The organism is Novosphingobium mangrovisedimenti (genome assembly GCF_025153475.1).
GTDB classification, from domain to species: Bacteria; Pseudomonadota; Alphaproteobacteria; order Sphingomonadales; family Sphingomonadaceae; genus Novosphingobium; species Novosphingobium mangrovi_A.
Window position 1 is genome coordinate 35,504 of record NZ_JANZXA010000017.1, and the last position, 13,120, is coordinate 48,623.

The following is a 13,120-nucleotide window of genomic DNA, read 5'->3' on the forward strand; positions in this document are numbered from 1 at the left end:
GTAACGTCACTGGCAAATTTGACCGAAACTATTTGGCCAGTCCTCTGACCCATGGTGCTGCCTCCGCGGCGGCTATCGTAACCCCCACCACTTCCCCAGCCGCGCCACCGCCTCGTCCAGCACCGCATCCGGCTTGGTGAAGCAGAACCGCACGATGTGCTCGGGCCTGCCCTCGCCCTCGTAGAGCGCGGAGACGGGGACGGTCGCGACGCCTGCCTCGGTTACGGCGCGTTCGGAGAACTCGCGGTCGGTGAGCGCAATGCCCGAGGCGGCGAGGTCGGCGCAGAGGAACCATGTCGCGGCGTTGGGCAGGACGGCGAAGCCGGCGGCCTCCAGCCCCGCTTTCAGCCGCGCGCGGGAGGCGGCCCAGGTGGCGCGTTGGTCTGCCAGCATGGCGTCGGGCATCGTCAGGCCCTCGGCCACGGCCCATTGCAGCGGCGGGGCGCTGGCGTAGGTGATGAACTGGTGGGCGCGCGATACCGCCGTTGCCAGCTCGCCTTGCGCGATCATCCAGCCGATCTTCCAGCCGGTGATGCCGAAGATCTTGCCCGCAGAGCCGATCTTGACGGCTCGCGCGGCCATGCCCTCGAACGTCGTCAGCGAGCGGTGGGGCGTGCCGTCGAAGCGCACGTCTTCCCAGACTTCGTCGCAGATCGCGGTGAGATCGTGCGCGGTGCACAGGCGGGCGATCATCGCAAGCTGCGCCTCGCTCGCCACGGTGCCGGCGGGGTTGAGCGGGTCGTTCAGCATGAGCACGCGTGTGCGCGGGGTGATCGCGCGGCGCAGCGCCTCTTCCCCGTAGGCGAAATGCGGCGGCGCAAGCATGACCGAGACCGGCACGCCGCCTGCCCGGCGCACCATCGGCGCATAGGCATCGTAGGCGGGCTGGAACAGGATCACCTCGTCCCCCGGCTGCACCAGCGCGAGCACGGCGCAGGCGATGGCCTCGGTCGCGCCGGAGGTCACGGTGACCTGTTCGGGCGCGATGGCGAGGTTCTGGCGGCGCGCGTAATAGGCGCAGACCGCCTCGCGCAGTTCGGGCAGGCCGGCACCGGGCGGATACTGGTTCGACTTTTCGCGCAAGGCGCGCGCGGCGGCTTCCAGCACCGGCTCCGGCCCGGGCGCATCGGGGAAGCCCTGCCCCAGGTTGATCGCGCCATGTTCGCGCGCGAGGCCGGACATCAGGTCGAACACGGTGCGCTCCATCTCGGCGTAGACCGGGTGTATCTTCATCGTGGATGCTGCTCCGATGGCGCCTGTGGGCATGGCCGGATAGCGCGCGTTTTCGCAAATTGCACGCAAGGCCGCGCGGTTTGTCGAGAAGAGTGGCAGACCATGCGCCTAATAGCCGAAGCTCAAGAACAAAGAGCACGGACGGAAGAGGAAGTGCAGCGATGTCCTACGAGTTGAACCGCAAGCTGGCCGCCCGGCGCGAGCCCTTGCCGACCACGGCCGAAATCGATCAGGTGACCGCCGACATCATCCGCGGCGCGTTCGAGACCGTCTGCTTCGAGGCCGCGACCTATCTGGGGCGCGCGGCGTCCTCGCCCATCATCAACCAGTCGAACGAGCGCAATGCCGCGATCGTCGATGCCCACGGGCGCCTTGCCATGGGCGCGATCGGCACGCCACAGCTGACTTTCGTCAACCAGATGGAGACGCGCTGGGGGCTGATGAACCAGGAGCGCTACGACTGGGGGCCGGGCGATGTCTTCGTCGCCAACGATCCCGATCACGGCGGCGGCCACCTGCCCGACTACAACGTCTACGGCCCGGTCTACGACGAGAAGGGCGAGCTGATCTGCATCCAGACGCTGCAGGCCCACCAGGGCGATACCGGCGGCAAGGACCCCGGCGGCTTCACGCTGGAGGCGACCGACGTCTTTACCGAGGGCGTGATCTATCCCTGCCTCAAGCTCGTCCACCGCGGCGAACTGCGCATGGACGTGTTCGACTTCGTGGTGCGCAACAACCGCTTTGCCACGTTCGCGGGCGACATCGCGGCGATGATCGGCGGCGTGCAGCACGCGGTGAAGATGCTGGAGGACCTGCTGGGCAAGTGGGGTGCCGAAACGGTGAAGGCCGCGATCAACCATTCGATCGACCACACCGAAAAGCGCATGCACGAGGAAGTCGCCAAGTGGCCCGACGGCACCTATGAAGGCACGGTCCTGATCGACCACGACACCGCCGGGACCAAGGACATCAAGGTCCACGTCGCCTGCACCGTGAAGGGCGACCAGCTCACCGTCGATCTTACCGGCACCGACGACCGGCAGGACCTCATCGGCGTGTGGAACACCTTCGCCAACTCGCGCAGCTATGTGATGACGCAGGTCATCACCCACATGGACCCGACGATCGTGCGCAACGAGGGCATGTTCAACGCGGTCGACATCGTGATCCCCGAAGGCTGCATCGCCCAGCCGCCGCCGAACAAGCCCGCCGCGCTCGGATCGTTCCACCCGGCCTGCGAGATCACCGAGGCGGTGTGCCTAGCCCTCTCGCAAGTCGCGCCGGAGCGGGCGCAGCCGCAGCTCTACAAGATCGGCATGCCCAACGCCGTCATCGGTTTCGACGACAACGGCATGATGTGGATGGACCAGGGCGTCGATTGCCGCTCGATGGACGTCTCGGCGATCAAGGGCATCGACGGCTGGGGTTCGTGCCCCAATTCGCTGGGCAACCTGATCCTGTCCGAGGCGGAGGACGCGGAAAGCCGCTTCCCCATCCTCAACATCAGCCGCGAGATGACCACCGACGGCGGCGGTGCCGGCCAGTGGCGCGGGGCTCCGGGTTCGCTGAACGTGAAGCAGGTGTTGAAGCCGACTTCGGCGATGGCGTGGATGGTCTCGGCCGACCACCCCTTGCGCGGGATGTGCGGGGGGGACGATGCGATCCCCTATAGCAACCACTTCGAGGTCGGCGCGCCGGGCGAGCGCAAGATCGAGCACACCGCGCAGGACCTGCTGCCCGAAGGCGCGGTGATCGCCTATCAGCATGGCGGCGGCGCGGGCTTCGGCCTGCCGCTGCTGCGCGATCCGGAAAGCGTGAAGGAGGACGTGCTCGACGAATACGTCAGCCCCGAGGCGGCGCGGATGAAGTACGGCGTGGTGCTGACCGGCAGCCTCGACGACTACACGCTGGCGGTGGACCACGCGGCAACCGAGGCGCTGCGCGCCGAGATGTCGGCCATGGCGTAGGCGGCGGAGTAACAACGAAGACACATCCTCCCCGGCACGGGGAGGGGGACCGCCGCAGGCGGTGGAGGGGACTCTCGGCAAACGCAAAGCCAGAAGGCGCGCACAACCACACGCAGCGCCGGAACGAGAATCCCCTCCGTCAGCCCTGCGGGCTGCCACCTCCCCGATTCGGGGAGGACAAGGAGAGACCTGAATGACCTATCGCGTTGGTATCGACATCGGCGGCACCTTCACCGACTTCGCCCTGCTCAAGAGCGATGAAGTGATCCTGCACAAGAACCTCTCCACACCGGAGGACCGCTCGCTGGGCGTGATGGAAGGCCTCGGCAAGCTGGCCGGGAAGGAAGGCCTCGAACTCGGTGACTTCCTCGGCAAGTGCGAGGCGATCGTCCACGGCACGACCGTCGCCGACAACACCCTGATCGAGATGAACGGCGCCCTCACCGGTCTCATCACCACCGAGGGTTTCCGCGACGAGATCGAATACCGGCGCGGCTACAAGGAAGACATCTGGGACGTGCGCCTCGCGCCGCCCAAGCAGATCACCCCGCGCCGCCGCCGCCTGACCGTGCCCGAGCGCATCCTGCATGACGGCTCGGTCCATGTGCCGCTCGACGAGGACGCGCTGCGCGAGGCCTGCCGCAAGCTGCGCCTGCAGAATGTCGAGGCCGTCGCGATCAGCTTCCTGTTCTCCTTCGTGAACCCCGAGCACGAGCGCCGGGCCAAGGAGATCGTCACGCAGGAAATCCAGAACGCCTATATCTCGGCCAGCCACGAGGTTCTGCCGCGCGCGCCGGAGTACGACCGTACCTCCACCACCGTGGTCAATGCCTATGTCGGCCCGCGCGTGACCGGATACCTCGAAAAGCTGGTGCAGCGCCTCGTCGAAGGCGGGTACCAGAACCAGCTCATGGTCATGCAGGCCTCGGGCGGGGTGATGACCAAGGAATATATCGACGGCGCCCCGATCCGCGTGCTCGCCTCGGGCCCGGCGGGCGGCGTGATCGGCTCTGCGCACACGGGCACGGCCAAGGGCTGCCCCGACCTGCTCTGCGTCGACATGGGCGGCACCTCCTACGACATGTCGCTGGTGGTTGACGGGCAGGCCCCGGCCGAAGCGGGGTGGAACATGCACCACCGCTACCTGATCGGCGTTCCCATGGTGAAAGTGGAAACGCTGGGCGCCGGCGGCGGGTCGATCTGCCACGTCAATGCCGGCGCGCTCGAAGTCGGCCCGAAGTCGGCGGGCTCCGAGCCGGGCCCGATCTGCTACGGACGCGGCGGCACCGAGCCGACCGTGACCGACGCGCTGGTCATGCTCGGCATCCTCTCAACCGACGAGGGCTTTGCAGGCGGCAGCTTCTCGCTCTCGAAGAAAGGTGTGACCGAAGCCTTCCAGAAGATCGCCGACGAAATGGGCCACGGAGACGCCGAACAGGCCGCGTTCGACTGCTGGCGCGTGGTCAATGCCAACATGAGCCAGGGCGTGCGCCGCACGACCGCCGGCAAGGGCATCGATCCCAAGGACCTCGTCATGCTCGCCTATGGCGGCAACGGCCCGGCCTTCGCCGCGATCCAGGCGGAAGACCTCGGCATCACGCGCGTGCTGGTGCCCAAGGCCTCGCCGACTTTCTCGGCGCTCGGAACGCTGGTCGCCAACCCGACGATAGACGAGGAACGCTCCTACATCGCCTCGGCCAACGCCCTCGACATCGACCGCATCCGCCAGCTCTGGAACGACCTGTCGACCCGCGCGCGCAAATTCTTCACCGATGCGCATTTCAAGGCGGACGACATCCGCGTGAACTACCAGCTCAACATGCGCTATCCGGGCCAGAACTTCTCGCTCTCGCTCGATTACATGACCGACGTGCCGCTGGGCGACCTCTCGTTCATCGGGGACGATTTCGGCGCGCGCGCGATCGCGCTGTTCAATCAGCGCCACATGGCCGAATACGCCCACATCCGCGAACACGAGGTGCCCGAAATCTCGGGCGTGCGTCTCGCCGCCCATGTCGTGACGCCCTCACCCAAGGCCAGCGGCGGGTTCACGCCAGGCGGCAAGGCTCCGGTCGCTGCCAAGGCGCGCCGCGCCAACCTCGGCACGGGTTTCGCGCAAGTGCCGGTCTACCTCGGCAAGGACCTGGAGCCGGGCATGGAAGTGCCCTCCCCTTCGATCATCGAGGAAACCTTCACCACCATCGTCGTCTATCCGGGCTGGAAGGCACAGGTGGACGATGCCGGCGACTACCAGTTGGTGAAGGCCTGAAGGATCAAGGGACCGGCCCTCGCGGCCGGTCCGGCTGCAAGGACAAGCGTCAACGAAAGCCGCGCCCCGAAACCCGGGGCAAGGCAGCCCCCTCAGGCCTTCCGGGCAAACCAGATGGCATGATGATCGCCCTTGTCGTCGGGCGGCGTGTCGATGAGGATTTCCGCCACCTCGAAGCCGGCGGCCTGCAGCTGCGCGGTGAATGCCGCATCGGGCTCGGCCGACCAGATGGCGAGAATGCCCTTCGGCCTCAGTGCGGACATGGCGGCCTGCAACCCGCGCCGCGAATAGAGATCGTCGTTCAACCGGCGCGTGAGCCCCTCCGGCCCGTTGTCGACGTCGAGCAGGATCGCGTCGTACGCCTCCCTTGCCGCATCGATCAGCATCGCGACGTCGTCCATGACGAGCACGACGCGCGGATCGTCGAGGCAGCCGGCGGTCAGGCTCCGCATCGGCCCCCGCGCCCATTCGATGATCTCCGGCACCAGCTCGGCCACGGTCACACTGGCATCCTCGCCAAGTGCCGACAGCGCCGCGCGCAAGGTGAAGCCCATGCCGTAGCCGCCGATGAGAAGCTGCGGCTCCGCCCGTCCGCCAAGCCGCTCGCACGTCAGGGTCGCAAGCGCTTCCTCCGAAATGCTCAGGTCCGAACTCATCAGTTCGTTGTGTTCCAGCATGATGGCGAAATCGCCGGCGTTGTGAATCAGGCGCAGCTCGACGCCGTCGGGCACGCGGGCCGTGCCGATCACTTCATCCCCTGTCATGGCGACGGTCCCGATCTACTTCCTGCGGGCCTTGCGGGCGGCATAACGCGCATCGCGCGCGGCCTTGCGGTCAGCCTCGGTGGGTTCGGGTGACGGCGGAGAATTGGCCGCTTGCGCGGCTTGTTCCGCCCTGGCGACACGGGCGAGACGTTTCGCTTCCCGTTCCGCCTTCGCCTGCGCGCGCTTTTCAGCTTGCGCCGCTTCGCGCTTCAACGCCCGGGCGGCACGTTCGGCCTGCACCTGCGGATCGATCGGCGGCTTTGCCTTCAAGCGCGCAAGAGCCTTGCTGCGGGCCTGCGCTGCGGCCTTCACCCGGTCTTCAAAGCCGGGCTCCCTGTATCCTGCCATCAATCGCTACTCTGTTCCCTGAGATCGGCGGGATGCGCCAAGGGCAGCGCATTCCGGCTTCATGAAGCGATGTAGGGACAAAGGGAGGAGCCAAGGCGGCCCGATATCCGTCGATGGCGACGTCAGCGCGAGCCCTTTAGCACGATATCGCGCCTTGGCCACAATTACCGCGTCGGGCCTCGGTCCCTTCGCGCCATCCCGCGCCCTTGAGTATCCGCAAAACCCATGCAACGCTCTTACCCGATCAGGAGAGGATCTTTCATGCAGCTGCCGCTAGCCATCCATGAGCAGGACCGCCTGCTCTCGCTCAACGTCAACGAGGAGCCGGCCATCGATCTGGGCCATCTGATTCCGGGCATGAAACTGTGGCCGCTGTTCCTCGATCCCGACAACGCGACCTGGGTGCTCTACGCCCGCTACGCGCCGGGCACGCAGCTACCCAGGCACTTCCACACCGGCGCGGTGCACTTCTTCACGATGAAGGGCACCTGGGGCTACAAGGAATATCCGCAGGACATGCAGACGCCGGGAAGCTACCTCTACGAGCCGCCGGGCACGGTCCACACCTTCCACATCCCCGAAGACGGCGAACCGGTGGAAGGCTTCATGGTCGTCTCGGGCGTGAACGTCGTTTTCGACGATGAGGGCAATTACCTCTCCACCGACCATGCCGGATCGATGGAGCAGATCTTCCTCGATGCCGTCAGGCGGCAGGGCATCGACATGCCCCGCTATATCCGCCCCTCCGGTCCCGCCGCCTTCACCGCCTGATGGACGAGGATCTGGCGCGCCGCCTGCAGCCGCTCGAAGGGGGCATCAATTTCCGCGACATGGGCGGTTACCCCGCGATGGACGGGCACCGCGTGAAATGGGGCCGGCTCTACCGTTCGGGCACGATGAGCCGTCTCACGCCCGCCGACCATGCCTACCTTGCCGGACTCGGCATCCGCTGCGTGGTCGATTTCCGCAGCCGGCGCGAACGGGCGCGCGAGCCGAACAGGTGGTGCGCGGCGGCAGGCATCGACTACTGGAGCCGCGACCATCAGGAAGTCTTCGGCCAGCTCCACACCATGGCCAAACAGGGCATCGGCAGCGAGGAACAGGCGATGGCGATCATGGCCGAGGGCTTCCGCCACCTGCCCTTCCAGCAGGCCCCGGCCTATGCCGAACTGGTACGCCGCATTGCCGATGGCCATGTGCCCATCGCCTTCAACTGCACGGCGGGCAAGGACCGCACCGGCGGCGCGGCGGCGCTCGTACTGGCGATTCTCGGTACCCCGCGCGACACCATCGTGGCCGACTTCACGCTGACCGAGCAGGCCGTCGACTTGCGCAAGGCCTTCGGCGCGCGCCCCGAAGATCCCTCCTCGCCTTATGCCGGCCTGTCCGAGCCGGTGATGAATGCGCTCGCCGGCGCGCGGCCCGGCTACATCGCCGCCTTCCTCGATGCCATCGACGAGCGCTGCGGCTCGATCGAGGGCTATCTTGCCGAAATCGGCGTCCCGTCCGGCGCCGCCGAAGCGATGCGCGCCCACCTGCTCGAACCGGGCTGAATCGCAACGGCGTGCCGCGGCGCACGCAAAGGCCTGACGCGCCTGCCGGACGACCGCTTCGGCGCTGTTTCGAAGCTATTGTGCCACAGCCTGTCGAAACCATCACTCTGTGCGTCGGCGCTAACTTGTGATTCAGGCCGGTGCGCCTACATTGGCGAGTGAAAGGACGGATATTCCGACAATGAACGACGACCAGCAGCCCAACGGCAACCCATGGGTCAAAAGCCTGCTTGTCTGGGGCGGCATCTTCCTCGCGCTTCTCATGGTAGTGTCCATGTTCGGTGCGCGCGGCGAGACCGGCCCGATGATCCCTTATTCCGATTTCCGCGCCAAGGTCGCTCAGGACAGCGTCGCCTCGGTCGAAATCAGCGAGGACCGGATCGACGGCAAGTTCAAGAACGGCGACAGCTTCGCCACCGTTCCCGTGCCCGGCGACACCACGCTCACGCAGCTTTTGCAGAGCCATGACGTGAAGTATTCCGGCAAGGCCGCCGAACAGGGCAGCCTGCTGGTCTATATCCTGGCGCAGACCCTTCCCTTCCTCCTGATCGTCGGCATCGCCTTCTTCGCGCTGCGGCAAGTCCAGAAGGGCGGCGGATCGGGCGCGATGGGCTTCGGCAAGTCCAAGGCCAAGATGCTGACCGAACGCTCCGGCCGCGTCACCTTCGACGATGTCGCCGGCATCGACGAGGCGCGCGAGGAGCTGGAGGAAATCGTCGAGTTCCTGCGCGATCCATCGCGCTTCTCCAAGCTTGGCGGCCAGATTCCGAAGGGCGCGCTGCTGGTCGGCTCGCCCGGTACCGGCAAGACCCTGCTCGCCCGCGCCATCGCGGGCGAAGCGGGCGTGCCGTTCTTCACCATCTCGGGCTCCGACTTCGTCGAGATGTTCGTAGGCGTTGGCGCAAGCCGCGTGCGCGACATGTTCGAGCAGGCCAAGAAGAACGCGCCGTGCATCGTCTTCATCGACGAAATCGACGCCGTCGGCCGTCACCGCGGCCATGGCCTCGGCAATTCGAACGACGAGCGCGAGCAGACGCTGAACCAGCTCCTCGTCGAGATGGACGGCTTCGAGGCCAACGAAGGCATCATCATCATCGCGGCGACCAACCGCCCCGACGTGCTCGACCCGGCGCTGCTGCGCCCGGGCCGCTTCGACCGCCAGGTCGTGGTGCCGGTGCCCGACATCGAGGGCCGCGAGAAGATCCTCGAAGTGCACATGAAAAAGGTGCCGCTGGCCCCCGACGTCAACGCCCGCGTAATCGCGCGCGGCACTCCGGGCTTCTCCGGCGCGGATCTTGCCAACCTCGTCAACGAGGCGGCCCTGCTCGCCGCGCGGCGCAACAAGCGCCTCGTCGCCATGCAGGAATTCGAAGACGCCAAGGACAAGGTCATGATGGGCGCGGAACGCCGCTCCATGGTCATGACCGACGAAGAGAAGAAGATGACCGCCTTCCACGAGGCTGGCCACGCCATCGTCTCTCTGAACGAAGCGGCTTCGGACCCGATTCACAAGGCCACGATCATCCCGCGCGGCCGTGCCCTCGGCATGGTCATGCGCCTGCCCGAGCGGGACAGCTATTCCTACCACCGCGACAAGATGCTGGCGAACCTCTCGGTTTCGATGGGCGGGCGCGTGGCGGAAGAGCTGGTCTTCGGTCACGACAAGGTCTCCTCGGGCGCCTCCTCGGACATCCAGTACGCCACCAGCCTGGCCCGTAACATGGTCACCAAGTGGGGCATGTCGGACAAGCTGGGCCCGCTGCAGTACGAAGAGCAGCAGGAAGGCTACCTCGGCATGGGCGGCTCGCACCGCCTGATGGCCTCGGACGAGACCAACAAGGTGATCGACGAGGAAATCCGCCTGCTGGTCGACACCGCGCACGCCCGCGCCACGCAGATCCTCAACGATCAGAACGAGGCGCTGCACACGCTGGCCAATGCCATGCTCGAATACGAGACGCTGTCGGGCGACGAGATCAAGCAGCTTCTCGAGACCGGCCATATCGACCGGCCGAGCGAGCCGCGCGGCCCCGTGACGACCCGTCCGGCTTCCGGTTCGTCGATCCCCAAGGCAGGCAAGCGCCTGTCGGGCGGAGCGGCACCGCAGGGGGCCTGATAGCTACACACGGTTCTCCCCCGGGAGAATGCAGGAAGGGGCGTGGAGCATGCAGTTCCGCGCCCCTTTGCATTGCCAGGCCGATGGAGCCGGAGAGCCCCGGCCTCCTTCGCCTTCAGCCGCCCGTCTGCGCCATGATCAGAATGAAGAACAGAAGCAGCGCCGTGCCCGAGAACCAGACCAGCAGCCACGCCCGCCACAAGGCGGAAAGGCGTCCCAGCGCGTAAGTCTCGCGAAGCTGCCGGTACATGTGGACCGGCGGCGCGAAGAACAGCACCGCCCCCACCCACGCCGCGCCAAGCGCGCCCGCCAGCATCGTCACGATCACCAGCATGGTCATGAAGCATAGCGAGTACGTGACGAACACGGTGTGGTCGTAGAGGTGGAAACGGCGGCTGAAGGGAAACAGCAGCCACAGGAAGGGCACCGAGATCGGTATCAGCGCCCAGCTGTACTTGTAGGCATAAGTCTGGAGCTTGTAGGTCGCGAGATCCGGGTTGGCCTTGAACTTCTTCAATGCCTTGTCGATCTGCGGGATGTCGCTGTGGATCCCTTTCCCGGACTTGTCGCTGATTTCGATGTCCAGGCCTTCCGCCTCCAGCGAATCCAGGGCGGCAAGCGCCTCCTTCTTTCTCGCGATCTGCCGGTCGATACTCCCGGTTGCCTCTCCCCGGACGACAGCGGCGGCGCGCTCGGCCTCCAGCTTCCTCATGTCGGCCCTGACCGACTCCACGTTCTGGCCGATCCCGATCAGGTTCCCGGTCGTCTTGCCCTCCTCATGGCCCTGCGTGGCGTGGAAAACCGCGAACATCAGGAAGACGGAAAACAGGAAAAGCGCGATCGGCGAAATGTAGCTGGCCCGCCTGCCATCGATATATTCGCGGGTCAGCTTGCCCGGCCGCCACGCCAGCAACGGCAGCGTGCGCCAGATCTTGCCCTCGAAATGGAACACCCCGTGCAACAGGTCGTGGAAGAACGCCCCCAGCGTGCGGTGCACGTGTGCCGCCTGCCCGCAGGCATGGCAGTGCGATCCGATCAGCGCGGTCCCGCAATTGAGGCAAGCGCTCTCGTGCGTATGCCCGTCGCCAGCACCGCCGGCCTCCGGCTCCGCCGCGTTCGCGGCAAGGGCGCCCTGCCCGACTTCCGCCAGACTCTCGCTGATCTCGCTCATGCCTTTCCCCTTGTCCGGGGCAGAATTAGCCGGTTGCCCGGGTGCTGAACAGCCGCATTGTGCAATGCAGCACTAGCGTCATCCCCGACGCCGTGTCTCCAGCTTCTTTTCGATCGCGCTCCACAACCGGGCGAAGGCCTGCGCGGCCGGGCTGCTCGGCGCGAGCGCACCGACGGGCTGCTGGTGCACCGCGCACTGCTCGACCACGCTGGCGTAAGGGATCGCCGGCCAGCTCGGGTTCGCTTCATGCGCCTGGCGATGCAGGTTGCGCCGCATGTCGAGCATCGACAGCACCGGCAGGATCGGCGGATGCCGCGTCGTGTTTCCGGAAATCTCGCGCACCACCAGATCGAAGGCCCGCGCCGACAGTGGCGACGGCGGCAACGGCACGATCACCAGATCGGCCGCGCGCACGACTTGCGCCGAAAGCTCGTTCATGACCGGCGGACAATCGAGCACGATGCGTTCGTACTCCGCCCCCAGCTCAGCGGTCAGCTTCGCCAGACGCTTGCGCTTGCCGATCCGCACCAGCTGCGCATCGAGCGCACGGATGCTCTCGTCGGCGGGAAGGATGTCGATGCCTTCCCAGGCGGTTTTCTGGATCAGCGCGCGCGGCGAGCGATCGCGCGAGAACACGTCCTCGGCAAGGCGCGATCCCTTGGGCTCCAGCCCATAGAGGAAGCCCGAGCCGCCTGCGGCATCAAGGTCCCACAAAAGCGTGCGGCGCCCGGACAGCACGGCCGAACACCATGCAAGATTGGCCGCGAAGGTCGTCTTCCCGACACCGCCCTTGACGCTGTAGATGGCAATGGTCGCGCCGGGCGCAGACGCGCCAAGGGGACCGGTCTTCTTGGACGGTCCCCCCGAAGCCCCTGCGATGCGGGGCAAAGTTCTCTTCTTTCCAGCCACAATGTGCAGAGTTGCCGGTCAACTCCGCTCAGTCAACCTTTGGCGATCAACCGTCGTAGTCGCCGCCGATCGAGGTGTTGCGGGTGGGCGCCGAGGCCGTGATGCGCAGGGCTTCGGCCGACTGGCTGAGCGAGCCGATCTCGTCCATCTCATCGTCGTCCTCGGGCAGGACACGCTGCATCGAGGTAACCAGCGCTTCCTTGAGTTCGGCCGGCTTGACGGTCTGCTCGGCGATTTCGCGCAGCGCGACAACCGGGTTCTTGTCACGGTCGCGATCGACGGTCAGTTCGGCGCCACCGGAAATTTCCCGCGCACGCTGCGCAGCCAGCAGGACGAGATCGAAGCGGTTGGGAATCTTGTCGACGCAATCTTCGACAGTAACGCGCGCCATGGGCACTCCGTAAGAATCTGAAAGTTCGTAAAGAGTGGCCAATAGGTAGCAGCGCCCTGAAAGTCAAGGAAACACGCCCTTTCCCCAGCGGAGCCACGCGTTTTATCGATGTCATTTGAGAATTGGTTGCGGGGGTAGGATTTGAACCTACGACCTTCAGGTTATGAGCCTGACGAGCTACCGGGCTGCTCCACCCCGCGTCACCGATGTTGCGTTCGTTAGGAACGCGAAGAGGGCCACTAGGGCCCTCTTTTTGGGCTTTCGCCCTTGATCATTGAGAATGGGTTTTTTGCGAAGCGCGCCGGCTTCAATGCCTGGCGACGTCCTACTCTTCCAACGCTTGAGCGTAAGTACCATCGGCGCTGTCAGGTTTCACGGCCGAGTTCGAGATGGGAT

The 13,120-nt window shown here is 66.0% G+C and carries 11 protein-coding genes, 1 tRNA gene and 1 rRNA gene; 5 read left to right on the forward strand and 8 right to left on the reverse strand.

The features are described from left to right. Window positions 1–72: 72 nt before the first annotated feature. Window positions 73–1,233, reverse strand: coding sequence for an aminotransferase (locus NZK81_RS19140; RefSeq protein WP_260047697.1), 1,161 nt, complete (start codon window positions 1,231–1,233; stop codon window positions 73–75). A gap of 161 nt (window positions 1,234–1,394) precedes the next feature. On the opposite strand from NZK81_RS19140, the gene NZK81_RS19145 reads away from it, so the two are divergent. Beyond that, entirely contained in the window at window positions 1,395–3,203 is a 1,809-nt protein-coding gene (locus NZK81_RS19145) for a hydantoinase B/oxoprolinase family protein (RefSeq protein ID WP_260047698.1), read from the forward strand. 193 nt (window positions 3,204–3,396) lie between these two features. Next, window positions 3,397–5,472 carry a hydantoinase/oxoprolinase family protein gene (locus NZK81_RS19150; protein WP_260047699.1) on the forward strand — a complete coding sequence of 692 codons (2,076 nt, stop codon included), beginning with the start codon at window positions 3,397–3,399 and terminating at the stop codon, window positions 5,470–5,472. A 92-nt stretch (window positions 5,473–5,564) separates the two neighbouring features. Here the strand turns inward: NZK81_RS19150 and NZK81_RS19155 are convergent, their stop codons facing one another. Then, a complete protein-coding gene (locus NZK81_RS19155) occupies window positions 5,565–6,236 on the reverse strand; it encodes a spermine/spermidine synthase domain-containing protein (RefSeq protein WP_260047700.1) in 672 nt (223 codons plus the stop codon). Window positions 6,237–6,251: 15 nt separating this feature from the next. Beyond that, entirely contained in the window at window positions 6,252–6,584 is a 333-nt protein-coding gene (locus tag NZK81_RS19160) for a DUF6481 family protein (protein WP_260047701.1), read from the reverse strand. Between the two features lie 261 nt (window positions 6,585–6,845). On the opposite strand from NZK81_RS19160, the gene NZK81_RS19165 reads away from it, so the two are divergent. From NZK81_RS19165 to ftsH, 3 genes are all read left to right on the forward strand, one after another. Further along, complete coding sequence (locus NZK81_RS19165) at window positions 6,846–7,355, forward strand: 2,4'-dihydroxyacetophenone dioxygenase family protein (RefSeq protein ID WP_260047702.1); 510 nt, start codon at window positions 6,846–6,848, stop codon at window positions 7,353–7,355. Next, window positions 7,355–8,137, forward strand: a complete 783-nt coding sequence (locus NZK81_RS19170; protein ID WP_260047703.1) for a tyrosine-protein phosphatase — start codon at window positions 7,355–7,357, stop codon at window positions 8,135–8,137. The genes NZK81_RS19165 and NZK81_RS19170 overlap by 1 nt, the downstream gene beginning before the upstream one ends. 181 nt (window positions 8,138–8,318) lie before the next feature. Further along, window positions 8,319–10,253: an ATP-dependent zinc metalloprotease FtsH gene (gene ftsH, locus NZK81_RS19175; RefSeq protein WP_260047704.1), complete on the forward strand. Its 1,935-nt coding sequence runs from the start codon at window positions 8,319–8,321 to the stop codon at window positions 10,251–10,253. A 115-nt stretch (window positions 10,254–10,368) separates the two neighbouring features. On the opposite strand, the gene NZK81_RS19180 is transcribed toward ftsH, so the two are convergent. From NZK81_RS19180 to rrf, 5 genes are all read right to left on the reverse strand, one after another. After that, a complete protein-coding gene (locus NZK81_RS19180; RefSeq protein ID WP_260047705.1) occupies window positions 10,369–11,424 on the reverse strand; it encodes a DUF3667 domain-containing protein in 1,056 nt (351 codons plus the stop codon). A gap of 78 nt (window positions 11,425–11,502) precedes the next feature. Continuing rightward, complete coding sequence (locus NZK81_RS19185; RefSeq protein WP_260047708.1) at window positions 11,503–12,303, reverse strand: ParA family protein; 801 nt, start codon at window positions 12,301–12,303, stop codon at window positions 11,503–11,505. A gap of 76 nt (window positions 12,304–12,379) precedes the next feature. Then, the gene (gene rpoZ / locus NZK81_RS19190) at window positions 12,380–12,724 is read right to left on the reverse strand and encodes a DNA-directed RNA polymerase subunit omega (RefSeq protein ID WP_260047706.1); all 345 of its coding nucleotides are present in this window, start codon (window positions 12,722–12,724) and stop codon (window positions 12,380–12,382) included. Between the two features lie 123 nt (window positions 12,725–12,847). Then, window positions 12,848–12,924, reverse strand: a tRNA-Met gene (locus tag NZK81_RS19195). 112 nt (window positions 12,925–13,036) lie between these two features. Continuing rightward, window positions 13,037–13,120, reverse strand: a 5S ribosomal RNA gene (gene rrf, locus NZK81_RS21805); the annotation flags it as partial.

Coding starts and splice junctions, on each gene's coding strand:
- NZK81_RS19140 (WP_260047697.1), bottom strand. CDS start 1,233: ATGAAGATACACCCGGTCTACGCCGAGATGGAGCGCACCGTGTTCGAC.
- NZK81_RS19145 (WP_260047698.1), top strand. CDS start 1,395: ATGTCCTACGAGTTGAACCGCAAGCTGGCCGCCCGGCGCGAGCCCTTG.
- NZK81_RS19150 (WP_260047699.1), top strand. CDS start 3,397: ATGACCTATCGCGTTGGTATCGACATCGGCGGCACCTTCACCGACTTC.
- NZK81_RS19155 (WP_260047700.1), bottom strand. CDS start 6,236: ATGACAGGGGATGAAGTGATCGGCACGGCCCGCGTGCCCGACGGCGTC.
- NZK81_RS19160 (WP_260047701.1), bottom strand. CDS start 6,584: ATGGCAGGATACAGGGAGCCCGGCTTTGAAGACCGGGTGAAGGCCGCA.
- NZK81_RS19165 (WP_260047702.1), top strand. CDS start 6,846: ATGCAGCTGCCGCTAGCCATCCATGAGCAGGACCGCCTGCTCTCGCTC.
- NZK81_RS19170 (WP_260047703.1), top strand. CDS start 7,355: ATGGACGAGGATCTGGCGCGCCGCCTGCAGCCGCTCGAAGGGGGCATC.
- ftsH (WP_260047704.1), top strand. CDS start 8,319: ATGAACGACGACCAGCAGCCCAACGGCAACCCATGGGTCAAAAGCCTG.
- NZK81_RS19180 (WP_260047705.1), bottom strand. CDS start 11,424: ATGAGCGAGATCAGCGAGAGTCTGGCGGAAGTCGGGCAGGGCGCCCTT.
- rpoZ (WP_260047706.1), bottom strand. CDS start 12,724: ATGGCGCGCGTTACTGTCGAAGATTGCGTCGACAAGATTCCCAACCGC.